The organism is Gilliamella sp. wkB178, from assembly GCF_001690705.1.
GTDB classification, from domain to species: domain Bacteria; phylum Pseudomonadota; class Gammaproteobacteria; order Enterobacterales; family Orbaceae; genus Gilliamella; species Gilliamella apicola_K.
The window spans coordinates 277,891-302,210 of sequence record NZ_LZGK01000013.1; the positions used below are offsets into that span (position 1 = coordinate 277,891).

General features: G+C 35.4%; 20 protein-coding genes and 1 tRNA gene. 16 read left to right on the forward strand and 5 right to left on the reverse strand.

Features of this window, described 5'->3' with window-relative positions; genetic code table 11:
* Positions 1–283: 283 nt before the first annotated feature.
* The 4 genes from A9G13_RS05520 to A9G13_RS05535 all read left to right on the forward strand — a co-directional run bounded on the left by A9G13_RS05520 (position 284) and on the right by A9G13_RS05535 (position 5,505).
* Positions 284–1,252, forward strand: coding sequence for a DUF4424 family protein (locus tag A9G13_RS05520; protein WP_081301172.1), 969 nt, complete (start codon positions 284–286; stop codon positions 1,250–1,252).
* A 72-nt stretch (positions 1,253–1,324) separates the two neighbouring features.
* Positions 1,325–2,482 carry a glycerate kinase family protein gene (locus A9G13_RS05525; protein WP_218059165.1) on the forward strand — a complete coding sequence of 386 codons (1,158 nt, stop codon included), beginning with the start codon at positions 1,325–1,327 and terminating at the stop codon, positions 2,480–2,482.
* Positions 2,483–2,748: 266 nt separating this feature from the next.
* Positions 2,749–4,131 (forward strand): hypothetical protein, encoded by a 1,383-nt coding sequence (locus tag A9G13_RS05530; RefSeq protein ID WP_065556607.1) that lies wholly within the window; start codon positions 2,749–2,751, stop codon positions 4,129–4,131.
* A 186-nt stretch (positions 4,132–4,317) separates the two neighbouring features.
* Positions 4,318–5,505, forward strand: a complete 1,188-nt coding sequence (locus A9G13_RS05535; RefSeq protein WP_065556608.1) for an MFS transporter — start codon at positions 4,318–4,320, stop codon at positions 5,503–5,505.
* Between the two features lie 362 nt (positions 5,506–5,867).
* On the opposite strand, the gene A9G13_RS05540 is transcribed toward A9G13_RS05535, so the two are convergent.
* On the reverse strand, positions 5,868–6,476 hold the full coding sequence (locus tag A9G13_RS05540) for a sugar O-acetyltransferase (protein WP_081301173.1): 609 nt from the start codon (positions 6,474–6,476) through the stop codon (positions 5,868–5,870).
* Positions 6,477–6,715: 239 nt separating this feature from the next.
* On the opposite strand from A9G13_RS05540, the gene A9G13_RS05545 reads away from it, so the two are divergent.
* Positions 6,716–7,231: a DUF2867 domain-containing protein gene (locus A9G13_RS05545; RefSeq protein ID WP_065556609.1), complete on the forward strand. Its 516-nt coding sequence runs from the start codon at positions 6,716–6,718 to the stop codon at positions 7,229–7,231.
* Between the two features lie 214 nt (positions 7,232–7,445).
* On the forward strand, positions 7,446–8,204 hold the full coding sequence (locus tag A9G13_RS11210) for a DapH/DapD/GlmU-related protein (protein WP_081301174.1): 759 nt from the start codon (positions 7,446–7,448) through the stop codon (positions 8,202–8,204).
* Between the two features lie 58 nt (positions 8,205–8,262).
* Here the strand turns inward: A9G13_RS11210 and A9G13_RS05555 are convergent, their stop codons facing one another.
* Positions 8,263–8,913 (reverse strand): MOSC domain-containing protein, encoded by a 651-nt coding sequence (locus tag A9G13_RS05555; protein WP_065556610.1) that lies wholly within the window; start codon positions 8,911–8,913, stop codon positions 8,263–8,265.
* Between the two features lie 201 nt (positions 8,914–9,114).
* Between A9G13_RS05555 and A9G13_RS05560 the strand changes: the two genes are divergently transcribed.
* Genes A9G13_RS05560 through A9G13_RS05575 form a run of 4 tightly spaced genes read left to right on the forward strand, consistent with a single transcriptional unit; the run spans position 9,115 to position 12,779 of the window.
* A complete protein-coding gene (locus A9G13_RS05560; RefSeq protein ID WP_176701951.1) occupies positions 9,115–10,170 on the forward strand; it encodes an ABC transporter substrate-binding protein in 1,056 nt (351 codons plus the stop codon).
* Positions 10,171–10,199: 29 nt separating this feature from the next.
* Entirely contained in the window at positions 10,200–11,153 is a 954-nt protein-coding gene (locus A9G13_RS05565; protein WP_141670897.1) for an iron ABC transporter permease, read from the forward strand.
* Positions 11,150–11,908, forward strand: a complete 759-nt coding sequence (locus tag A9G13_RS05570) for an ABC transporter ATP-binding protein (protein ID WP_065556612.1) — start codon at positions 11,150–11,152, stop codon at positions 11,906–11,908. Before A9G13_RS05565 ends, A9G13_RS05570 begins: the two co-directional genes overlap by 4 nt.
* Positions 11,909–11,948: 40 nt before the next feature.
* A complete protein-coding gene (locus tag A9G13_RS05575; protein ID WP_065556613.1) occupies positions 11,949–12,779 on the forward strand; it encodes a class I SAM-dependent methyltransferase in 831 nt (276 codons plus the stop codon).
* Between the two features lie 110 nt (positions 12,780–12,889).
* Here A9G13_RS05575 and A9G13_RS05580 read toward each other — a convergent pair whose 3' ends face one another.
* Positions 12,890–14,839: a TonB-dependent receptor plug domain-containing protein gene (locus A9G13_RS05580; protein ID WP_065556614.1), complete on the reverse strand. Its 1,950-nt coding sequence runs from the start codon at positions 14,837–14,839 to the stop codon at positions 12,890–12,892.
* Positions 14,840–15,574: 735 nt separating this feature from the next.
* Positions 15,575–15,736, reverse strand: a complete 162-nt coding sequence (locus A9G13_RS11170) for a hypothetical protein (protein WP_176701952.1) — start codon at positions 15,734–15,736, stop codon at positions 15,575–15,577.
* A gap of 59 nt (positions 15,737–15,795) precedes the next feature.
* Here A9G13_RS11170 and A9G13_RS05585 point away from each other — a divergent pair, with 59 nt between their 5' ends.
* From A9G13_RS05585 to A9G13_RS05600, 3 genes are all read left to right on the forward strand, one after another.
* Positions 15,796–17,139 (forward strand): hypothetical protein, encoded by a 1,344-nt coding sequence (locus tag A9G13_RS05585; RefSeq protein WP_065556615.1) that lies wholly within the window; start codon positions 15,796–15,798, stop codon positions 17,137–17,139.
* Positions 17,140–17,919: 780 nt separating this feature from the next.
* On the forward strand, positions 17,920–20,547 hold the full coding sequence (locus A9G13_RS05595; RefSeq protein WP_065556617.1) for an AAA family ATPase: 2,628 nt from the start codon (positions 17,920–17,922) through the stop codon (positions 20,545–20,547).
* 89 nt (positions 20,548–20,636) lie between these two features.
* The gene (locus A9G13_RS05600) at positions 20,637–21,833 is read left to right on the forward strand and encodes an McrC family protein (RefSeq protein WP_218059167.1); all 1,197 of its coding nucleotides are present in this window, start codon (positions 20,637–20,639) and stop codon (positions 21,831–21,833) included.
* An 857-nt stretch (positions 21,834–22,690) separates the two neighbouring features.
* On the opposite strand, the gene A9G13_RS05605 is transcribed toward A9G13_RS05600, so the two are convergent.
* Positions 22,691–22,778, reverse strand: a tRNA-Ser gene (locus A9G13_RS05605).
* 194 nt (positions 22,779–22,972) lie between these two features.
* Between A9G13_RS05605 and A9G13_RS05610 the strand changes: the two genes are divergently transcribed.
* The 3 genes from A9G13_RS05610 to ispD are packed head-to-tail and all read left to right on the forward strand — an operon-like array spanning position 22,973 to position 24,319.
* Complete coding sequence (locus tag A9G13_RS05610; protein WP_065556618.1) at positions 22,973–23,290, forward strand: TusE/DsrC/DsvC family sulfur relay protein; 318 nt, start codon at positions 22,973–22,975, stop codon at positions 23,288–23,290.
* 19 nt (positions 23,291–23,309) lie between these two features.
* Complete coding sequence (gene ftsB / locus A9G13_RS05615; protein ID WP_065556619.1) at positions 23,310–23,606, forward strand: cell division protein FtsB; 297 nt, start codon at positions 23,310–23,312, stop codon at positions 23,604–23,606.
* Positions 23,607–23,614: 8 nt separating this feature from the next.
* Complete coding sequence (gene ispD / locus A9G13_RS05620) at positions 23,615–24,319, forward strand: 2-C-methyl-D-erythritol 4-phosphate cytidylyltransferase (RefSeq protein ID WP_255307340.1); 705 nt, start codon at positions 23,615–23,617, stop codon at positions 24,317–24,319.
* The last annotated feature ends 1 nt before the right edge of the window (position 24,320 follow it).

The following is a 24,320-nucleotide window of genomic DNA, read 5'->3' on the forward strand; positions in this document are numbered from 1 at the left end:
GACTAAACTCAACCGCATTAATTGCAATACTCATAAAATTATAGTCGTCAATTTAATTGCTTAAATATGCGATCCGTGCAAATGTGTGCCTAATTCTTGCTATATCGATATTAGGTAAATCGTAATGGGCTTATTTATGACTGTTGGAGGTTAGAGATTAACTATTTAGCTGGCAACACCAATAACAAATATTAACTCAATGATCTAAAATAAATTATTTTATTATTAATATTGATTATTTTAAGTTAACATAATATTTAATAACAGTTTTAGTGGTGAAAACATGATTAACAAATTGCTTTTATTGGGGTTGGCAGTAGTATCGTTTGCTACCTTAGCCAACGACAGCACCGGTTATGTGGGTACTGGTGGGATCAATTATATTAAAAATAACAATATTGCTATGGCAACGGAGGATCTGTTTATCAGTAAGGATAAAATAGATGTCGCTTATCAATTTAAAAATTTAACCGATCATGATATTACCGAAACGATTGTATTTCCATTGCCGGTAATGAGTGGCTTAGGTGAAGGTGATTATGCCGATACTGAACGCATGCTCAATAGTTTCCAAGTTTTGGTTGATGGTGAAGCGATCACTCCTAACCGTCATGTTAGAATCGCTTTTTATCCTGATATTAAAGATGAATACGGAGTGCTGAGCCTTGATTTTAACCACAGTGATGCTATTGATGTAACAACTGAAATCATGCAATGTGGGGTTACCGAATCAATGCTCTTAAATACTTGGACTCGAAACGAATCCTCAGAAGAAATTGATAACATAATAGAGGCTTGCGCAAACCCAAAACTGCAGCAACTTACCGATACCCATAGTTGGGGGGTGCAAGTAATTTATAGCTGGCAACAGACGTTCAAAGCTAATGCCATTACTAAGGTTGAACATCATTACAGCCCATTAGTCGGGGGTGGTATTATCGTCTTTAGTGATTTAACTACAGATGAATATAAAAATTTTTGTGTAGATAATAATTTTATCCGTAAACTCAAACAATCAAAATTAGAACCTGAACGACCAACTATGTCGTCACAAGAACTTAGTTACATCTTAACCACTGGCGCCAATTGGGCCAAACCGATCGGGACATTTACCTTAACCATTGAAAGGGCTCCTGACGAAATAGTATCACTGTGTTGGGATGACTCATTACAAAAAATCAACGCCACCCAATTTAGAGCAATTAAAACCGATTTTATACCACAACACGATATTCATCTTTTGTTTCTTTAAGGTGAAATTAGGTTATTAAAAATTATATTATTTTTTGCGAACACCAATTCTATACCACAATAAGGAATAACAATGATGAAAATAGTGATAGCAATTGATTCGTTTAAAGGGAGCTGTAGTGCCAAAGAAGCTTGTGATGCGATTGCAGCGGGTATCTTAAATTATGATTCGACTTTTAATGTAACTAAACTCCCAATTGCCGATGGTGGGGAAGGCTTGATTGACATTCTATTAGACAATCCCGAATTAAGTAACAATAGTTGCTATCACCAGTTAACCGTTTGTGGCCCTTATAATAAACCGGTGCAAGCCGGGTATTTAGTGTTAAACCAACAAACCGTCATCATCGAAATGGCACAAGCCTGTGGTTTAGAACTCACGCCCAAGTCAGATCGCAATGTATTGCATGCCACATCGTACGGTTTAGGTGAGTTAGTTAATGCAGTATTAGATAAAGGTTATCGCCATATAATCATTGGTTTAGGTGGCAGTGCCACTAACGATGGTGGCATGGGGTTTGCTCAGGCGCTTGGCGTCAAATTTTACGATAATAATCAACAAATCATCTCATCGCCAGCAACTGGCAAAGATTTAGCCCGAGTAGCCGCTATGGATATAACCGGTATTCATCCGGCTATCAGTCAAACCCATTTCGAAGCCTCATGTGATGTGAGTAATCCCCTGTTAGGGGAGAATGGGGCAACTTATGTTTATGGTCCGCAAAAAGGTGCAACCGCAGCAACATTAGAACAACTAGAACAAGGCATGGCACAATATAGCACTGTAGTAAGTAATAAATTAGGGGACACTACTCCTTTACTCCCGGGCACCGGCGCTGCCGGTGGCATGGGTGCCGCGCTATTATGGTATGCACAAGCCAAACTAAAACCTGGAATTAAATTAGTGTTAACATTAGTAGAAGCCAGTAAATATATCAGTGATTCAGATTTAGTGATCACCGGCGAAGGGCGTTTAGATCGCCAAAGTAGTTTTGGTAAAGCACCAGTCGGTGTCGCCAATTTAGCCGCTCAATATGGCAAACCAACCGTTGCCATAGCCGGATCAATAGGCAATGGGGCACATGAGTTATATCAGCACAATATTCAAGCAATGTGGTCAATTTGCCCGGGTCCGATAGATTTAGACGATGCCATGAAAAACGCCAAACAATATCTAACCGCCACCGCCGAATCATTAATCAGAACAATAAATATAGGTAAACAGATTTAATTACAAGCAAAGCAATTAAAATGCTTGTCAAGATGTTTCCTGAGAAGGGTATGTTTCAGTATAAAATCGGTTAGTGCAAATAACTATAATCATAGTTTTCAATGCGCTTGAGTTTAAACTACTTGGATAAGTTTATTCAAAGCAATTTGCTAAACAAGTCGCAAGATACTTTAGTCCTGTTTGAAAAAGCGATAAAAAATCCTAAATTTTTGTAAATTACTTTGTTAAACTAGCCAAGTGTTAACATTTTCAAAAGTTCATCAATAATGAAACATCTTGTACAACCGATCCTATTAGCTATCACCTGTTTGGTATTCGCTGGCCTTGTACAAGCAAGCCACTGCTATAGCTATACCGTCGAAGGTTATTACAACTTATTGGTTGAAAATGGCAGCATGTTTTTGCAAGAAAAGATTAAAGATAGCAATAAAGTCAGTTATGTATCTCAGAATAAAGAGCTCTTAAAGGGTGTGAAAGGTCAAGATTTTCGGGTTATTTCTGATGATGGTAAATATATACTTTTCCTGACAGATGCTATGTACTATCTTGTACCTAAATCTTTATATACAGTTAAAGAGAATGGTGTTAACCCATTGTTTCGTGAGGACGAAGTTAGCAAAATTGTTTCTAACCAGTTTTATCTGGTTTCCGGTGACTGGTATTATGTTGTTTTAGCAAATAATGGGCAAAGCATTAAACACAAAATACCTGAACTTAAAGGCAATCTGGCAATCATCGCCAACTTTAACCGTGGTGAAATATTATTAAAAGATGATCATGCAGTGTATATTTATTATGAAGGGGAAAATAGACTTAAAGAAATACCGCATCTGTCACCTTCACAAACACATTTCGTTCAGTCACTGGATTTTTATAAGCAACATCACTACTTATATGATGATGATACCTTTTACCTGATTAATATACGATTTATATACCAAGACATTACCAAACAGTTTAATCTGCAAGGCAAGCATGATGGCTTTACTAAAGCTGAAATTCACCTTAGTTACTCAGGGGATTCCATTGATACCAAAGATGGACTGCTCTGGCTTTATGCACACCGTACTTTGCCACAAGGGGAGGATGCTTTTTTCACGCCCGTACAAGCAACCTACCTGAATAAGTACAAAGATGTGTATGTCTATCACGATAAAGTTTATGCTGATAATTGGGATCTTATTCAAGAACGCCAGCCACTTGATTTAGCGGTGGTTAAAAATCCTGAGGAGCTGCATCGACCTATCACGGTGGTATTTTCTGATAATGTATTGGAATACCTTTTTCATGAACATCAGCTGCAACCTCAAGAAAAAAAGATTAATCTTAAAGCTACTAAAGATTATATTGAAATTCAAAAAAATAGGATTTTTATTGGTGCCGACGAACTTAGTAGTGATATATTCCAAGATACGCCCATTTTTTTAGGATCAATTGTCGATGTTATCAAACCCTGTGATAGTCGCATGGGATCTTCCGTAGTTGTGGATTACTATTACTTTTTTACCGATGGTAATAAGGTATACGCTTACGTCAATCCTTCGATAAAGAAAACTCCACAAGTGTTGGATAACGTTTCACCTCAAGGCCTTAAGGCCGACGATTATGACACGTTACAAAAATTAATGAACATGCTTATTACGCCGTAATGTCATTTTTAAAAACAAGTCACTTAGAGTTATGACTAATATATTAAAAATTACCTGAAGCTAAATGTTTATGCTATGCGTTAACGAACATATTGCATTATGATAAATAAATATGATTTTATATAATTAATACATAAATAATAAGCATATATGATTTCTGGTTTATTTTAAGCACTGGGGCTAACAATGAATCCGACTATTATGTTGAACTGGTTGAATTTTTTCATAGCAGATGTCCGTGATGGCTTAGGACCTTTTCTTGGGGTTTTCTTGCAACAACACAATTGGGCACCCGATCATATTGGTTATGTGATGACTCTTGGTGGTCTTGCGGGAATGATTGCAACAACTCCAATGGGGATCTTGGCTGATGCCATACATGCCAAGCGCGCATTAATTCTAATAGCTTCAATTTTGATTATTGCTGCATGTTCGGTGAATTATTTTTACCCCTATTTTGTTACTACTGCTATTGCCCAAATGTTAATAGCTATTGCCGGTGCTGCTGTACCACCTGCAATATGGGGCATTACTCTTGGAATAGTAGGCTCTTCCGGATTTGCTCATCAGTTAGGTCAAAATGAAGCTTTTAATCATGCAGGTAATGCTTCATCGGCATTGCTTGCTGGTATCTTCAGCTATTTTTATGGATTAAGTGCAGTTTTTTTATTAATGGGTATATTAGCGATCTGTTCTGTGGTGTGTGTTATTGGTATTAACCCTAATCATATTGATTATAAAAAGGCTCGTGGTAATAATAGTGAAAGTACGCAAAAAGTTCGTTTCACTCAGGTGCTAGGTAACAAAACACTTTTGTTGCTAGCTATTACTGTAGCCTTATTTCATATGGCTAACGCTGCAATGTTACCGTTACTAGGGCAATCAATGGTGGCAGAAGATATGATTGATAGTGCGGGGGCTTATACTGCCATGACAATTATCGTTGCTCAAATTGCTATGATTCCGATGGCATTATTTGCTGCAAAATGGTCACAAACGCATAGTTATAATTTAATCTTAATATTAGCATTAGTGGCTTTACCAGTAAGGGGAATTGTTGCGGCAAGTTTTCATTCTCCATGGGTTGTATTCCCCGTTCAGATTCTTGATGGTGTTGGAGCCGGTCTGCTTGGTGTTGCTATTCCTGGCTTAGTTGAAAAGATTCTGCGTGGTACAGGACATTTTAATGCGGGGTTAGCCGCTCTTATTACTATACAAGGTATAGGAGCATCGTTTAGTACAAGCATTGGTGGAGTGGTGGCACGTTATTTTTCTTATGAAACTTCCTTTCTTGCTTTGAGTGGTATTGCATTAATGGCATTAATCTTATGGTATTTTGTTCAACCTATAGTAAAACACGATGTGTTAAACTAAAAATAATGCAATGAATAATCCTATAGGTATTAGGGTGAGTAAAATATAACTACTAACCAACAACATAAAGCAATTTACTTAATTAAATAGTCCTCAATTCGTTATTAATTCATCTAATCTGTAAAATAGTATTTAAGTTATTATGTGTTTCTATTATTAATGGATTTTTAATGATGAAATAACTTATTACTGGTTGATTATTCTCTTTTAATCATATATATGCCATTTTCATGGGACCATGAGTTACCCCATAATCATTTGCCGATGAAACTGGCAGTAACTATTAATACCGGCAGTATAGTTAAGGAAAGTATCTCGGCGCTTATTCTATCTTTCCCTTTGTTGAAAACATCAATAATTAACTAATAGGTATTTTTTATATCAGCAAGGTAGGCCGTTTTATCAGCATCCGTAATTTGCCGTAACACTTTACAAGGAACCCCTGCGGCAATCACATTAGCAGGAATATCTTTAGTCACCACGCTCCCTGAACCGATAATGGTGTTATCACCAATGCTCACACCTTGATTGATATGTACCCCAGCTCCAACCCAAACCCTATCCCCAATTTTGACTGGTTTTGCATAGCAACCACCAGCTGCACGCTCCTCAGCATTAATCGCATGGTTAGCGGTGTATATTCCTACCTTTGGGGCAAACAGAACATTATTACCAATTTCAACATTTGCAGCATCTAAAATAATACAATCAAAGTTGGCGTAAAAATTATCCCCGATTGCAATATTAAAACCAAATTCACAACGAAAATTAGGCTCTAACAGTACATTTTCACCAACAGATTTAAATAGTTTTTCTAAGATTGCATAGCGTTTATTATCGTCTTGCGCATAAAGTGAGTTATATTGGTTAGTCAGTAAAACCGCCTGCCTTCTTGCCTCAATTAATGTTGGGGAAAGGTCATTATACATTTGTCCTGAGCGCATAATATTTAGCATCTCATCAAAAGTCATTAACACCTCGATTTTTATAAAATAACATTAATTTCGGTCAACTTTCTAATTATTTGTATTGCATTATGGATTATAAAAAGATATTAAATATCAGAAGTAATCCTAGTACCATGAATGCAAACAACAACTCATCTAAGTTTGGAGATAATAGTGTTATTATGGATAATCTATCCACTTATTATTCCGCATGTTTGTTGACCAATACAATATGCAATATGAAAAATTAATCAAATTAGCCTATGAATAGCAAACAAAAGGATACGCTTAACACACTCAGAGTTTTATTAAACCACATAACTCTGGTAGCGGATGACGTTGATTATTTAAGCTATCAAAGTATGAATATTGCCAACAACATTTCACCATATGAGGCTTATAAGATGATGACTAACCATCAACCTAAATGGTTGGGGCTATTATTTAGCATTAGGGATTTTTTAGGTAAAATAGTTGCTATTGAGCCGATTAAAGGCTTCGATAAATTGGGTGAAGATGAACCAAGTATAGGCAGCACAGTCCATTTTTTTACCATAACCGAGAAAGACAAACAAACACTGACATTGGTTGTCAGGGATTCACACCTTGATGTTTGTGTACATATTCGTCTGCTTCGTGCTAACGATTATCAAAATAAATTATATTTAATAACCTCAGTCAAAAATCATAATGTTATTGGCAAGTTATATATGCTGCCTGTTTCTATTATGCATCCGTTTATCGTGAGGAATTTATTCAAAAATCTGAAGGTTAGATGAAGGAAATAATAAATAATAGAAAATAGCTAGCCGATTCGCACAGGTTAGCGGGTTGAACTAGTGTAAATGTTATAATTTTTGTCAGAATTGTTGTGGATGATGATTCTGTAATTAAACAAATTTGATTGATAAAAACTAACACTATTATTATATTATTAATTTTAATTAATAATATTTTAGATAAAAAGTTATAAATAAATATTCGGAGTGATAAATGGGATTGCGAAGTTGGTTATGTAAGGGAACTCTAAACAAGCTGAACAAACTAAATGAAAAAAACAATGAATTACAAAAACAACTTGATATTTTGCACGACAAAATATCTTATTTAGAGCGATACAGGGCTAATATAAACTACTTTGATAATTTTGAAGAATACGTTAAGAGTAGGAATATTACTGTAGGTAAAAATGTTAGGATTCACCCAACTACAGATGTACAAACAAACGTTACTATTGGTGATAATTCCTATATTCAAGAACACGCCTTTATAAGGCAAAACACTCATATAGGTAAATATTGCGCAATTGCCGCTAGAACTTGGATTGCTCCTTCTCAACATCCAACAGATTGGTTATCTATTAATACTTTTCAATATAATTATCCTGAATTAGGATTTTTTGACCCCAATAAAAAGAAAAACTTTTCAACCAATAAACAGGTAGATGTTGTTATAGGCAACGATGTTTGGATTGGATTAAACGTTATTATACAACCAGGTGTAAATATTGGTGATGGGGCGATTATTGGTTCAGGTGCAGTGGTTACCAGGGATATACCACCTTATGCAATTGCTGTTGGTGTGCCTGCAAAAATAATACGTTATAGATTTAATGATTTAATTATTAAGGAATTACTAGCTTTAAAATGGTGGGATTTATCTATTGAAGAACTTGAAAATGTTGATTTTGATGATATCGATTCTGCAATTAAACAAATTAAATTAATAAAAGCTAATAAAAGGAGTAATTAACATTAGCTCTAACTCACAGACTTATTAGTAATCTAATGAGCCTGTGATCATGTTGGTGTCATTCCATTTGATTTAAACGCTCAATGAAAATCGATTTCCAATCATCAGATAAGTAAGGTAGTGCAATTAATTGTGTCAATATCGCCTTGGTATTTTCTCGTTGTTGATAACGATAAGATTGAACCAAAGCAATCGTCCATTTAGGGTTGGGGCGTTCAAGTAAAACGATTGGATCACCTTGTTTAATGTAACCCTCTTCTAAGACACGATAAAACCAGCCCGTTTTATGATTATCATGCATTTCTTTACTCATCGAACTAGAATTAAATAAATTGTCCATCGTTTGGCACGCATCTCGTCCATGTGTAACTTGCACTTTACTGGTTCCTAAAGCCAAAATATCACCAATGCATAGGTTGTCCTCAGTTAAACCAATTGATGAAATGTTTTCACCAAAAATACCAATTTGATCGAGTTGTGGCTTGTATTCAGGGTGAAGATGTTGCCAGAAGCTATAATGTTCAAGTGCATAATGAAGCAGAGCTTTGTCAGCATCTGGATAGCGTTCTTCGCCTCCATTATCGGTAATTAAACCGTTATAAACAATTTGAGCATTTAATACAGGATCTTTTGTTCTAGTGTTATCAGCATGTGAACAATAACAAAAAATAGTATTTATATTTGACGATAATCTATTTTCGAAATTCATTTTATTGCTTCCTTTTCGTTAGATGCCAGACAATACATTAACTGGATTATTTTATCATTTTATTCCTTTTTCATAGTAATAAAATTGTTAATTTTGATGAGAAACGATATATTATTGATGACTGGAAAATATCTTGATTCGGCAATACAGTCTCGTTTTTATAATAATATTAAACAAACGACGATCTAGTGAGGCATTATTGTGGTAAATCGCTATTATTCAAAAGTAATAATTATTGTTGCTATTCTTTTTTTTAGTATTTTTTCAGTTACAGCAAACCCAAATGATCAATCTGAAATTGTGCAAAAATTTGGTGATATTCCGCCGCCTAATGAAATAAACCGCGTATTGAGTTCGGGGCCTGTAGCTGATGTTCTCTTATTGTCGGTAGCACCCAATAAATTAGTGGGATTATCTTCTCTTTCATTGTCTCCCCAACAAAAGAAGTTTTTTTCGCCAGCAATTCAAAATCTTACAATGACAGGCCGTTTAGCCGGTAGGGGCACGACAGCCTCTTACGAGAAAATTATCCAATTAACCCCTAATTTAATTGTTGATATTGGAAATATTACTCCAACTTATGTCGATCTTGCTAAGCAAGTTGAAAAGCAAACGCGTATTCCTTATTTATTGATTAATGGGAAGTTATCTAGTTCACCTCAGCAAATAAGACAATTAAGCCATATTCTAAATAACGATGAACAAGGCAGTGCGTTAGCTCAATATGCAGAAAAAGTATTAAAACAGACAAAAGATATCGGTAATCTAACTAGCAATAATCAAGCAATTAAAGTGTACTCAGCAAGAGGACCAGATGGATTAGAAACGGGATTACGCGGATCGATTCACACGGAAGTCTTAGATTGGATTGGTGCTAAAAATGTTGCCGAACAAGCAGGCCAAAATATCATAACTCGGGTATCCATTGAACAGCTAATGCTTTGGCAACCAGATGTAATCATTATTTCAGATCGTAATTTTTATGCTAAAGTTTCGAAAGATCCATTATGGCAGCGTATTAACGCTGTAAAAGAAGGGCGCGTTTATTTAGCGCCTTCTCTGCCGTTTGGTTGGATTGATGGGCCACCAAGTATTAATCGTTTGATGGGATTAAGCTGGTTAAGTCACATTCTTTATCCACAAAATATGTCAAAAGAGCAATTTACAGCTAATATTGTTGAGTATTTCAAGTTATTTTATAACTATCAACTATCGACAGATGAATTAAAACAAATTTTAACACCGGAACCATTGTGATCAAAAAAATAACCCCATTTTTAATCTTAATGATTTTATTGATTATAGCCTTCTTTAGTGGCAAGCAGTTGTTCTCGGTTAGTGAGTTTTGTTCATCAATCCAACGAGTGATAACTGGTCAAAAATATACCGATCTAGATATTATTCTCTGGCAAATACGGTTGCCTAGAATTTTAACTGCATTATTAGTTGGTGCTTCTTTATCTGTAGCAGGCAGTACTTATCAAGGGATGTTTAAAAACCCGTTAGTATCTCCGGATATTTTAGGTGTGTCGGTGGGGGCTAGCCTTGGTGCGGTAATAGCCATCTATTTTAATCTATCTATCTTTGGCATCCAAATTTGTGCATTTTTATTTGGTTTTATTACCGTACTATTAGTCTATGTCATTGCGCAACTAACTAAGCGACTTGAACCTATTTTGGCGATGGTACTTGCTGGTATATCGATATCTGCAGTATTAGCCTCAGCCATATCATTAATTAAATTATTGGCTGATCCTTATAGCCAATTAACCACAATCACATTTTGGATGATGGGGTCTTTAACCATGGCAACAATGAGTGATTTATATGTTGTGGCTCCAATTATTCTAATCTGCTTAGTGCCTCTATTTTTACTGCGTTGGCGAATGAATTTAATGAGTCTAGATGATGAAGAGATATCAACGCTAGGCATAAATATTCGCTATTTGCGCATTATTTTTATTTTTATTGCTACTTTGATTACCTCAGCTACCGTTTCAATCACGGGTATTATTGGTTGGATAGGGTTGGTTATTCCTCATTTAGCACGTTTATGGCAAGGGCCTGATTTTCGTCATTTATTGCCTACTTCAATATGCTTAGGTGCAGGTTTTCTATTAGTTACTGATACCATTGCAAGGTCAGCATTTCCAATTGAATTGCCATTAGGAATATTAACCGCTTTTATTGGTGCACCTTTCTTTTTAGGGTTATTAATTAAAGGAAAAACAAAGGTATGAGTAACCTTATCGAACTAAAAAATGTGACCATTGGTTATACTGATCGGTTAATAGCTACTCACTTAAATCTTTGTTTACAAGATCAGCAGATTGTTTGTCTACTTGGTGCCAATGGTTGTGGTAAAACAACACTATTAAAAACGATTCTAGCTATTTTGCCCCTCAAGGCTGGGCAAATTTTTATTAATCAAATCCCATTAGCACAATGGTCTAAAAAGGCGTTAGCCCAGTTTATCGCTTATGTTCCGCAAACACATAATTTTGTGTTTCCCTTTACAACGCAAGAAATGATATTAATGGGGCGATCAATGCATCTTAATTGGTATAGTGTGCCCAGTAAAAAAGATCTTGAAATAGCTCAACAATGCATGGTCAGAGTAGGAATAAGCCATTTGCAAAGTAGAACATATAATCGTTTAAGTGGTGGGGAAAAGCAATTAGTATTAATTGCTCGGGCATTAGCACAACAACCGACAATATTAATTATGGATGAACCAACGTCCAGTTTAGATTATGGCAATCAAATCCGTGTATTAGAATTGATTAAATCATTTCGACAACAAGGTTTGACTATATTGCTGACAATGCATCAGCCGGAGCATGCTTTTGATATATCTGACAGAGTGATATTATTTGATCAAGGAAAAATTTTAGCTGATGATACCCCTGCTACCAGCTTGACCATCGATAATTTAGCACAAATATATTCTTTGGATAAAAGTATTATTAGCAAAAATTTGCGGTTTATAAAATGAGAGTAATCGGTAATAAATAACAACAGGGAAATGATTAACTATGAGAGATATACAATCTATTTACGATATTGATTTTGCATCCTTATATCGAACTCATGCTAGTTTAACATTAAGACAAAATAAAAAGCAGTCTGATTGGGATGCGCGCGCACCTAGGACGAGGGAAAATGGTGGCAGCTGTTTAAATAGTAATTACATTCATGATTTTGTGGCTAGAATGGACCTGACCGCTGCGACAACATTATTGGATGTTGGCTGTGGTGGTGGTGCAATTTCGTTAACTGTGGCGCCAAAACTTCAACACGTATACTCCTTAGATTTTAGCCCGAAAATGCTGGACGTGGTAACAGAACGCGCTCAACAATTAAATATTCATAATAATACCAATATATTACGAGCTTGGGAGGATTCATGGGACGACATTCCCGAATGTGATATTTGTGTGTCATCGCGGTCATCTATGGTGGCAGATCTTGAACCAGCCTTAGCAAAATTAAACGCTAAAGCAAAAAAAGCTGTCTATATGACGATGACTGTTGATAAGGACTTTATTCAACGAGATATACTCGCAGCAATTGGTCGTGATGGTATTGGCTTTCCAACTTATATTTATGCGGTTAACTTACTCTATCAGCAAGGGTATCAAGTTTCGGTCGATTTCCTTAATACTGAGCCATTAATCAATCCAATGCCAGTAGATGATGAAAAAAGCTTCATTGATTCAGTGATTTGGTCTATTGGCAACTTGAATGAACATGAACTTGAACGCTTAAAGTATTACTACCAAAAAAATAAAGATCATTTAATATCAGGTAGTAATAAAAATCGGACTTGGGCATTTTTAGCCTGGAATCCCTCACAAAAGAGATAGAAAACCATTTTTTACCACTATAAAAAGATATGATTAACCTTTACGGATTTATTTCATCATGATCAATATCTCATGATGAAATAAACTCATAGCGACTGTGTCGCTATTTTTTAATAATTATACTCAAAACCTAACCAAAAATTGCGGCCTTCTTCTATGTAACCATTTGTAAATTGGTAAGATTTATCAAAAATGTTATTAACGGCAATATGGGTAGCAAGTTCCTTATTGAAGCGATATTCCATGCGTAGATCTGTTTTACCAAATCCAGCTACTTTTTCATTACTATCACTATAATTATAACTTGAATAACGTAGATCTTGCATGATAGTTATATCCGTCGAATCAGTTGGGCTGAAATCTACCCAAGAATATAATTTATGTTTTGGCAAGCCTTCAACATGATCTATTTTTTTCGGGTCACTATAAATATAACCATAATTAGTACCCACTTTCATCCATGAAGTAACATTACCTTTAACACTTAAATCCACGCCATAAGAGTCAACAATGCCACTGTTTTGATTTTGGAAAAAAGGTTGCCCATTTTTTATTACTGTATGCGCAAAAATAGCATCATTAACGTGGTTGTAATAAATACTGGCTTGATATCCCCATTGTTTATTAAGATTGCCGTCATAGGTTAAATCAAAGGTTAAAGCTCGTTCAGATTTTAAATCAGGGTTCACTATTCCAAGCGAATTATCTTTTGGTTTTTGGGTTGTATAACGTTCTTTCTGGGTAGGAAAGCGACTACGATCAGAAACTGAAAAACGTAACAAATCATCATTATCAAATTTATATTTTACTAACATTTCCCAATTGAAAGCCTGTTGATCGTTATCTTGTGATTTTTCATTAGTTTTTTTGCTATCGCGCCAATCATAGCCTATTGCTGCGACCACCTCTAAAGGAGCTGTAACTGACCATTGATATTCAGTTGCTACTGAATAAGTACGATCTTTATAATGTAACCAGCTACCACCGCGGTTACTTTGCGCTTGATGTACATCGTCTTTCCAATGTGCAGAAAAAGATAATACGTCAGTTTCTCGCATATCAATACCTAATTGCAGTGACGCACCATTGCTGTAATCATCGTAATGACTATAATCTGGCGCTAAAACAGAATTCTTTTTATACATTAATAAGGTATTGATAAACTTATCGTGGAAAAACCGGCTTTGTAAATTCACTTTATCGGTTAATTGTGTAATACCATTATAATAAAAACTTTCTTTGTTATAATCAGGCCATTTCCAATAACGATATTTACCTTTGCTTACCCCCACAGTTGGCGGACTATCCTTATTGCTGTCTTGTTTAGAATAGGTAAAAATATATTGATCAAGTTCGCGCGGGGTAAATCCGATTTTAATCATGCCTTGTTTATCATCGGATGCCGAGTTGTAACGCCGACCATCAGAGCCAGCGTTTTTGTTGTTATCATAATCAGTTGGCAATCCCAAAAAACGTTGCTTGTATTGACTACCGCTAAATTGTAAAAAACCAATATCATTACTAACACTCATTCGCGCACTGCCGTTATAGGCATTGTCGGCACTACGCGCCAAGCCTTCGCTATAAGCGATTTTAGCTTCAAAGGGTTTCGTTGGTAATATTGTTGATAAATTAATTGCCCCACCCATTAAGTTAGGGCCTTGTAATAAGGAAACATACCCTTTACTAACTTCAATGTTAGCCAGTTCACTCGTCATAAATCGACCAAGATCTAAATTACCATCGTAAGGAACGTAGATAGGAATACCATCAAGAAAAATAGGTACTTGTCGACTATCAAAACCCCGTAATCTAATCGTTAACTCATTCCTATTCCCTGATTTATCAAGAATCGCGCCTGGCATAGTGCTAATTGCTGTTGCTGCATTGGTTTTATTACGGGATTGTATTTGGGATTGTGTGATAACGTCTGGATTCGTCGCTGCGGTACTAGCCCAAATATTCATCACCTCAATATTTTTCACTTTTTTGTCATCATCAGCAAAAACAATAACAGGGGCAACACATAGTATCATGATATAAATAGATGTTTTTTTCATAGTTATTCGTTATGTAATTATTTATATAGCGGTAATAAATTAAACCATCAAAATAACGAATTATCAACTATAAATATGCAAATAAGCTGTATTTTATTTAGCCATAAAACACTAGGGTAGAAGCTATAAACGTAGATTTGAATGGACGAGTTTGGATAAGTATGCAATTAATAAAAAAATAAAAACAAAAAACTGCGCTAGCTCAAAATATTGGAGATTGAAATAGATTTTTTGAATAGTGCTGGGATTTGCTACTAAAAGAAACAGAGCAACAAAACGCGACCGACTTTTTCAAATCAAGTGCAAAACCGGATACATTTGGTTCGATAAAGGCGTATATCCATAAATTGGCTTTAAAGCCTTTATTGGCAAGGGTTAACAACAATCGCTGGCAAAGGTTAGCCACATTAGCCGATTAACTTACTGACTATTAACCTATAGGTAACCACACTTTTAAGTAGAGATTATAAGGTTATTAATTTAGTAATAATCCCTTCATCTTTACTATTCTTTACAAATAAACTTAACAAAATAGTAGTTAAAATTTATCAAGGCGATATACTTTTAGCGATGAGTAGTGCGGAGGTTATTTTTCGCGCACTCGAATGGAAAAAGTGTAAATAAAACATAAAATTACTTGACGGAATCCTCATCATGGCTTATACTGGAAGACACAAGACACAAGACACAAGCACTGGCAGCTTTACGTCCAAAATCTATCACCACACACTGTAGTTAACTCATTTCACCAAAGTGATAATTTAGCCCCCGATTTAGTCCCGTGCCGTCGGCATAATCGGCAACCTGGTTACCAAAATCAGCAATTATCTTCAATAATACCATTACGGCTACTACAATCATTAACACCATTACCGCCAAATCGGCAGTTACCGCCATTATCACTAATTAAGCGCCCACCACGTTTAAGTTTTAGCTTAAAGCGTGGTTTAGCCTTAATGCCATTGCTATTGTTGCCGTATGCTACTACTACCCAAGCATTGTCGGCTACTACGGCCCAGGTAATCCATGGTACTCAGCCGTATTTTACTTTTGATAATGGGGCAACTAAGTATACTACTACGAATGGTCTGTTATGGATTACCTTATCTGACGGTACTCACATTACTCCGGCAATCAATACTTCAGCGACAACACCTATAGTGTTACCTAATGTAGGAGAAACCTTAGCTGATGTACAGATGTTGGTGCCTACAACAGCTAACTCCATTCCCATAAGCACATTCCTTGGTGCCCCGTATAATTATTGGGGTGATGATGATGGTGATGGTCAGGGTGCTAATGGTGTTACTGCTAGCGGTGATTTAAGTGTGAGTATTACCGATAAAGACAATCAAGCCGTGAGTCGTAGTGCCAGCTTAGATATCTGTCAAGCGCCTTATAAAGTGGCATTAACCAGTACAGCTGGTAGTTTAACCACCCAGTATGGGCTGCCTAATAGTAGTAGTTTCAGCGGAGGTACTGCTACTTATTATATCAGCCCTAAAGCGCCACCTAAAATCTGTTACGCCAGACCAAATCGGGGGGCCTATGGCACCGGCGACTACGCCGGCCCCGCTACTATCTGGGAACCATATAAAGGCTTCCTAGTGCAATCAACTACACCATCAGGTTACAATCGTAACTTCCCGACTACCGGTGCTAATAATCTGTATTTTGAGTTAGAAATAGGTGGTGTTAAAGGTTCAGCATTGACATGGCCAACAGTCAGCCGAGGTGGTATTACCGCTACCATGACGCCATCACCCTATTATCCTAATGGCATCCGCGTCACCTTCACTGGTCCGGCGGCGACATCATCCCAATGGAGTTCAGATTCACCGGGTAGAATTGCTACGCCCACCTTGCCACAGACATTCGAGTTAGTAGGTAAAGATAGTAGTAATAACGAGGTATTAAAATATGGTTTTCAGTTAAGGCAGTGGTTCGTCAACCGCGGAGAGAAATATGCTAATTATGCTAACACCTCATCCTGGTGTAGTAGTTTAGGCGGCGGTTACCGTCTGCCCCAGGTCAAAGACTTAACTAATGCTGTGAGAACAGGAGCAGTGGGCGCCACGCCGTCATCAACTATGAATAATTACCAACGTAATATTGGTGCGGGTTTGTTCACCGAATGGGGCATCATGAACGATTATACCGCTGCCGGCTTCGTCGACTACTACTACTGGACAAGCGACAGCTACGGTTCGAACCAGTTCATTGTCCACTCGGGCTACGGCATCGTTGACAGCGACAACCCGAGCTACAGCCGCAGCGGCGGGGTTTGCGCCTATCCTTAGTCCTTAGTTCTTAGTCCTTAATCCTTAAGTCGCGGGTGTTTAATAAGGAGTAATAAAGTTTAAGCAACAATAGGACGGTTGCAGCGGCAGGGGCAACCCGAGCCGACAGAGTTGGCGAGAAAAGAGCGGTAGTTGCTTTAGCGACAACCGCTAACGACCGACAACGCCAACGCACACCACACCAACCAATGCCAGCCACGCCACTGGCATTTTTATGCTTGTTAAGACGTTTCCTGAGAGGGGTATGTTTGGGTATAAAAACAGGTTGATATTGGTTATGGTTGGGGTTTGCCTAAAGATTTTTTATATCAACCTTGTTGTAGGTTTTAATACTTGACCAACTTTTGTTCAAATCAATTCAAATTAAGCGACAAATATGATATAAAACCGTATATGTTTAAACTCAATAATGGTGTGTATCTTTAAATTAGATTTAAATCTCCTTTTATTTATCATGGATGAACCTTGAAGGTTAACACCATGAATTAAATAAATACTTAGTTAAATATTTAGATGTAAGTATAATTGAAATTGAATAGATAATGTAAAAGTTAGGTATCCCCGTATAATTAAAGTTGTTTGGCGGTTATGATTTTTTTCCAAGAGGAAGTTGATAATATTGGTTGATGGTTTACACTTAATTGAGTTACTAGTTTAGAGCAGTGTTGCAAATAGTTAACTTCAACAATTTGTTCAAATTCTTAAGTATTGATATTTCACAGTTTGAAGAGCAAGTAGAATTTTAGATATTTCTAATGACTAAATTTAGAAGGGCTTGATATGAGTAAATTTATTTGGGTGGAAACATTTAAAAAAATCTCAGTATGGCTGCTAGGTTATGAAAATAATCAAGCCGAGCTAATTAATATTTTAAAAGAGATTGGAATAAATAACGGGTTAATAGACAAAGATGTAAATGACAAAAATATACCTCTTCAAGAAATTGACCCATTTAGTTTTACTGCATTACTCATCAAATTTAAAGAGGGTAAGAGGCAAGAGATAATAAATAAACTCAGTGATAAATTTAAATTAGAATTACCCATTCCGGATAGTTATGGGATGCCAAGCGTACAACCTCTAGGGGCGTGGTTGTTTCCTTATAAAAAAGAAAGGAAAAAACAAGATATACCTACTTTGTGGGCATTATTTAAAGCAATTCATAATAATAGTCCTCAGATAGGGGAATTATTTGATTCAGCATTAATAAAGATAAAATATACTGGTGTTAGCAAATTAACACAGAAGCTTTTTATTTTATTTCCAGATAAATTTTTTCCAGTTGACACACAAACAATTCCTTTTTTAATAAAACAAAAATTGATCAAGAACAAAAAACAAGCTGAATCATTACGATGGGATGATTATGAGAATATTTTACATGCGTTATATAAATTAAATACAACCTTTGCACAATTATCATATTTTTGCTGGTTTACATCAACAAATAGTAAACTAAATGCTGAAAATTTAGAACAATTATTGTCTGTTTTATATGAAAGAATTACTCCAGGTACAAAGTATATAAAAGGTTTTACAAATAAAGTCAATAAACAATTAGCATTAGAAGTTAATTCAACTGCAAATTTTAATCTAATTTTAGAGCATAAAATTCCCAACACTTTGAATTTTCAATTTCAATATCGAGAAGTTAAAAATAGTAATCTTCGCAATAATGCAAATAAACTTACGAATAAAAAAGTATGCGTGATTAGGATTGATAAAAGTTATAATTGGAATAATATTCTAGATATTTTAGATTATTATGATGGAGTAGATAAAATGGATGAGGATCAAGAAAGTAGAATTACGCTATCCAATAATGCTAGTAACGCTACAGAAATCAATGAACCATTAAATCAAATCTTATTTGGCCCTCCGGGAACAGGGAAAACTTATGCTACAACAGAGCTTTCTGTAAAAATAGCAGATCCTTCTGGGTATAAAGAAATAATGGCTAAAAATCAAAATGAGATACGTATTTTAATTAAAAAGAAATATGATGAATTAGTTCAACAAAAACGAATCGCGTTCACTACATTTCATCAAAGCTTTTCTTATGAAGATTTTATTGAAGGATTGAAAGCAGATATTCCAGAAGGAGAAGATAAAGTTGTCTACTCAGTTGAAAATGGAGTTTTTAAACAATTAGCCTTATTAGCTAGCAAATCGATAGGTTTAAATAATATAACATCAAATCTTGGTTTAAATAATGAACCTAAAATTTGGAAAATATCAGTTGGAGAAGTTTGGGATAAAGAACGAAGAAATAAATATATTAAGGCGGGTGAGATTCGAATAGGATGGAATAAAGTAGGGAATCTTAATGATGAACGCACAGAAGAACAAGCGGAATATTATGATCAACTTGGTTCCAATGCAAAATCATCACTAAATGCATTTTACGAAGAAATGAATCGTGGTGATGTAGTACTTTGTCTTAAAGATCATAAAAGTGTTCAAGCAATAGGTGTTATTGAATCTGATTATCAATTTGATAAAAAATCCACCTCAAAAAACGATTATGCACATGTACGTAAAGTAAAATGGCTTCTAACTAATATTGACTTTAATATTTTGAATTTAAATAATAATAAAAAATTAGTCCAGAAAGCTGTTTATGAATTATCCAGAATGACTTGGGCAAAAATAGTAGAAGAGTTACATAATCAAAAAATAGAATTGAATGATAATTTTATGGCTAATTCTAAATCTCAAATGACTCAGAATTATGTATTAATAATTGATGAAATTAATCGTGGAAATATTTCAAAAATCTTTGGAGAACTGATAACATTAATCGAAGAAGATAAACGAAGCGGTTGTTGTGACGCTCGTGAAATCATCTTACCTTACTCAAAGGATCCTTTTAGTATCCCCGCTAATTTGTATCTTATTGGCACAATGAATACAGCAGATAAATCTCTTGCACAGATAGACTTGGCATTACGTAGGCGTTTTGACTTTAAGGAATATCCACCTAATTACAAAATATTAGAAGAAGCCAATCAATATGGTTTAGATGTTGGGAAAATGTTAACAATTATCAATAAGCGTATTCAAGTTTTAAAAGGAAAAGATTATCAGATAGGACATAGTTATTTTATGCCATTACGTGAAAAATTTATTGATGAAGGTAGTTATTTGGAATGTCTAAAACGTATTTTTATTACTAAAATTATTCCATTATTACAAGAATATTTTTATGGTAATTTACAAAATATTTCCTTAATTTTAAATGATAATCCAGATTCTGGTGATGAAAAAAGAATTGTAACAAATATCATGGAAGAACAATCAGATCTTTTTTATGAAGATTTTTCAAAATTCAATCCTAATAACCTAATTGAATTGAATTTGGTTGCTTTAGATTCTATTCAGCGTTTTAAAGAAATTTATCAATCATGAATATGATCACTGTATTTGAGTACGCGGAATTACAATCATACAATAAGAGTCTGCAATCATCTAAACGAGCTTATGTTACAAAGGAAACATTGGAATGGCTAGTTAGTCAGTATCAGTCAAATGCTTTCAGTGAAGATGTTGAAAACCCAGTTATTACGGATTTAAAAAGAAATAGTTTTAAATTGGGGTCATATATTGGTTATATTCAAAGCCCGTTTAATAATGAGAGGATTCATGTCTTACCAAAAATTGATATCGGAAACAATTCTTCTGAAAAATCATATGCAATTTTAAAAAAAATGTTGTCTGTTGTTTATGAATTAAATCCTAAAAGCATTAGTATAGCGGATTTAGATCATCATCATGATTTACCTTTACATGAATGGATAATAAAACAATTTCTTTTATCTTTACAAAAGTTATTACATGGAGGACTCAGAAGTGATTATCAATTAGTAGAAGACAACCAATCTTATCTCAGAGGTAGATTGTTAGTTTCTAAACAGATACGTAAAGCACCTGGGCAAGATATTAATTTTGAACTGGAATATGATGATTTTAACTTTAATGGAGTAGAAAACCGTTTAATTAAAACCACGCTAAATTTTGTGTCGGAATTCACATGTAATTCTGATTCTATTCTTATGGCTTACGACTTATCTTTATTACTAGAAGAGATACAACCAATTTTGAACCCTGTTGAGATGTTAGGTTTTTGGCGAGAAAATCGATTATATGAAAGTTATGGTGATATAAAAAAATGGATTGAAATAATTTTATTAAATATACGTCCATCTTTTCAACATGGCTCACATAAAGGAATCTCCCTGCTATTTTCAATGCCTCAGCTTTTTGAAAAATATGTTGCAAAATGTTTACATATTGATTCTCCGAAAAAATTGCATATACAGCCCAGTCGAACTTCACTTGCCGAACATACACCGTTGGGTAAAAAAACAGAAAAATGGTTTCGTTTAAAACCAGATCTTTTGATTACAGAAAATAGAAAAAATGTATGTATATTGGACACCAAATGGAAATTAATTGATGAACGAAAAAATAATTCTTTGAAAAAGTATGATATAAACCAATCAGATTTATATCAGATGTTTGCTTATGGACACAAATATTTTGATGCAGAAGGACAGCTTATATTAATTTATCCAAAACATTCAAATTTTAAAGCGCCTTTACCATGTTTTTATTTCTCTGATAGGATTAATTTAAAAGTAATTCCATTTGATATAGAAAAAGGTTGTTTGGTTGGTGAGAATTGTTTAACTTAAATATTTACTAATTAAAAACTAAGTAAATATAAAATTCAAATGCAGAGGTTATGAGTTATCCGCCAATATATTGCTTATAGCAATGGTAGTGAATTTACTAGTAGAGTTGATACAAAATACTTTTGTTAAAAGTTTAAATGAAGCAATGAATGTTTAAAATAATACAGGTTTAGAAATCTAGCCAAAGTTTGTTATGAAATTGATAAATAGATGAACAATGATTGCTATCATTAAACTAATAATCTCATTGACGCAAAGATACTGAAGTCTGAGAAATTAACAATGTCTACGTAACGAGATGATTATCAACCAAATTTTAAGATCTGCTTCCAGCAGATTTTTTTATGCCAATTACCTCCCTCGGCACCACTTAAGCGGGGGGAATAAAAACAATAACCATAAAAACCGACCATTCAATAGCAGAGCACACTGTGCCTGATGGCGCTAGCGCACAGATTTTAATCATAAAATCGGGTGTTAGAAAAAAGGCTACAAATAAGGTCAGCACCTTTCACGGGGAAAGTAGTTAACTACTTTTTACGTTATTTAAGGGCGAATGCGGAAACGCAGTAAGCTGGTAGTTTTAAGATTAAGGTGCAAAAACGGGCAACATGAACAATTATACCGCTGCCGGCTTCATCAACAACAACTACTTATCACTAATAGTGTTGCTAATTTTGCTACTTTAGCGGTTTTGACACTTATTTCAGTTGGCTATAATGTAATAAACTAAGTTTAATAACCAGTAATGTGGGTAATTTGTAAAATATTATTCAAAATTAAATGGTATGCTGAATGGTATACTGAATAATATCTTTATTTTATCTTGTTGGTTTTTAAGAGGTATTTAGGAAAGATGGCGGAAGCGCAGAGATTCGAACTCTGGGAGGGTCGCCCCTCGCCGGTTTTCAAGACCGGTGCTTTCAACCGCTCAGCCACACTTCCGCAATGCCGCAGAATATTAAAGTAGTGACGCCCTTTTGTAAATAGCTAATTGCAAAAAAAAAGTGAGTTTGCTTTAAATTTCATCAAATTTGGGCGTGGATAGTGGGATTTGCTGACTTTTAACCTGAAAACTAGTGTTGCAATTGATTTAATTGAGTATAATACGCTACAACTGAAATTAGGTATTAAGCAAAATGTTAGCTCAGATAGCAACTGATGATAATGGTTATTTAAAAAATTGGCAGGACTGGTCGGTGGAGTTAGTGCCGGAACTGGCGTTAACCGAGTCGATTACCTTAACCGATGAACATTGGGAAGTAATTTTGTTGGTGCGTGATTTCTATTTGCAATATAAAACCTCGCCGGCTATTCGGGCATTAGTAAAAGCGATGGCAAATAAGTTTGGTGCTGAAAAAGGCAATAGTCGTTATTTATACCGATTATTCCCGGAAGGCCCGGCTAAGCAAGCAACTAAACTTGCCGGTTTGCCAAAACCGGTTAAATGTATATAGATAAAGAAGATATTAATTCATGATCAGATGGAAGTTACCTTTATTACTACTGGCAATACTCGGTTTTTTACAATACTCTTTGTGGTATGGCAAAAATAATGTCTACGATTACCAAGACAATATGCAAGTACTAGCCGATCTGCATGCAGAAAATGATAAATTAAAAGCCCGTAATGAGCAGATGTTTGCTGAAATTAATGACTTACAACGAGGATCAGACGCAATAGAAGAACGTGCACGTAGCCATTTAGGTATGGTTAAACCTAACGAATATTTTTACCGCATTATTATTGATTCTAATGCACAAAAACAATAAGGCGCCACGTGAATACTACTCGTAAAATTAGTGCAATCGTGCCGGCTGCCGGGGTTGGCTTCCGCATGAATAGTCAAATCCCCAAACAGTATATTAAGATTGGTTCATTGACGATTTTAGAACATACCTTAACCAAATTAATCAACCACCCGCAAATCGATTCCGTGGTGGTAGTTATTAACCCGAATGATGAGTTATTCAATACGCTTACTATTGCCCGTCACCCTAAAATCAAGGTTACTTATGGTGGCGCAACTCGAGCGGATTCGGTATTAGCCGGCTTAACCTTGCTTGATGCTAATGACTGGGCATTGGTGCATGATGCTGCCAGGCCGTGTGTGGCTATGGAAGATATTAGCCGTTTGATTACAACGGTAATTAATACGCAACGTGGTGGCATTTTGGCAACGCGTATTAGCGATACGATTAAGCAGGCTTATCCAGATGATGATAACCAGATTGCAAAATCATTAGATCGCAGTTATTTATGGGCGGCGGCTACGCCACAATTATTTAATGTGGCTGAATTAACCTCATGTTTGCAGCAAGCATTGCAAAATCATGTTGCCATTACGGATGAAGCCTCCGCTATTGAGTATTGTGGTGGGCACCCGTTATTAGTTGAATGCCGCCGCGATAATATAAAAATCACTCGTCCGGAGGATGTCGCCTTAGCTACATTTTATTTAACCGAGCATAATCTTGAAAGGTAAG

Coding starts and splice junctions, on each gene's coding strand:
- A9G13_RS05520 (WP_081301172.1), top strand. CDS start 284: ATGATTAACAAATTGCTTTTATTGGGGTTGGCAGTAGTATCGTTTGCT.
- A9G13_RS05525 (WP_218059165.1), top strand. CDS start 1,325: ATGATGAAAATAGTGATAGCAATTGATTCGTTTAAAGGGAGCTGTAGT.
- A9G13_RS05530 (WP_065556607.1), top strand. CDS start 2,749: ATGAAACATCTTGTACAACCGATCCTATTAGCTATCACCTGTTTGGTA.
- A9G13_RS05535 (WP_065556608.1), top strand. CDS start 4,318: ATGAATCCGACTATTATGTTGAACTGGTTGAATTTTTTCATAGCAGAT.
- A9G13_RS05540 (WP_081301173.1), bottom strand. CDS start 6,476: ATGACTTTTGATGAGATGCTAAATATTATGCGCTCAGGACAAATGTAT.
- A9G13_RS05545 (WP_065556609.1), top strand. CDS start 6,716: ATGAATAGCAAACAAAAGGATACGCTTAACACACTCAGAGTTTTATTA.
- A9G13_RS11210 (WP_081301174.1), top strand. CDS start 7,446: ATGGGATTGCGAAGTTGGTTATGTAAGGGAACTCTAAACAAGCTGAAC.
- A9G13_RS05555 (WP_065556610.1), bottom strand. CDS start 8,913: ATGAATTTCGAAAATAGATTATCGTCAAATATAAATACTATTTTTTGT.
- A9G13_RS05565 (WP_141670897.1), top strand. CDS start 10,200: ATGATTTTATTGATTATAGCCTTCTTTAGTGGCAAGCAGTTGTTCTCG.
- A9G13_RS05570 (WP_065556612.1), top strand. CDS start 11,150: ATGAGTAACCTTATCGAACTAAAAAATGTGACCATTGGTTATACTGAT.
- A9G13_RS05575 (WP_065556613.1), top strand. CDS start 11,949: ATGAGAGATATACAATCTATTTACGATATTGATTTTGCATCCTTATAT.
- A9G13_RS05580 (WP_065556614.1), bottom strand. CDS start 14,839: ATGAAAAAAACATCTATTTATATCATGATACTATGTGTTGCCCCTGTT.
- A9G13_RS11170 (WP_176701952.1), bottom strand. CDS start 15,736: ATGGCGGTAACTGCCGATTTGGCGGTAATGGTGTTAATGATTGTAGTA.
- A9G13_RS05585 (WP_065556615.1), top strand. CDS start 15,796: ATGCCATTGCTATTGTTGCCGTATGCTACTACTACCCAAGCATTGTCG.
- A9G13_RS05595 (WP_065556617.1), top strand. CDS start 17,920: ATGAGTAAATTTATTTGGGTGGAAACATTTAAAAAAATCTCAGTATGG.
- A9G13_RS05610 (WP_065556618.1), top strand. CDS start 22,973: ATGTTAGCTCAGATAGCAACTGATGATAATGGTTATTTAAAAAATTGG.
- ftsB (WP_065556619.1), top strand. CDS start 23,310: ATGATCAGATGGAAGTTACCTTTATTACTACTGGCAATACTCGGTTTT.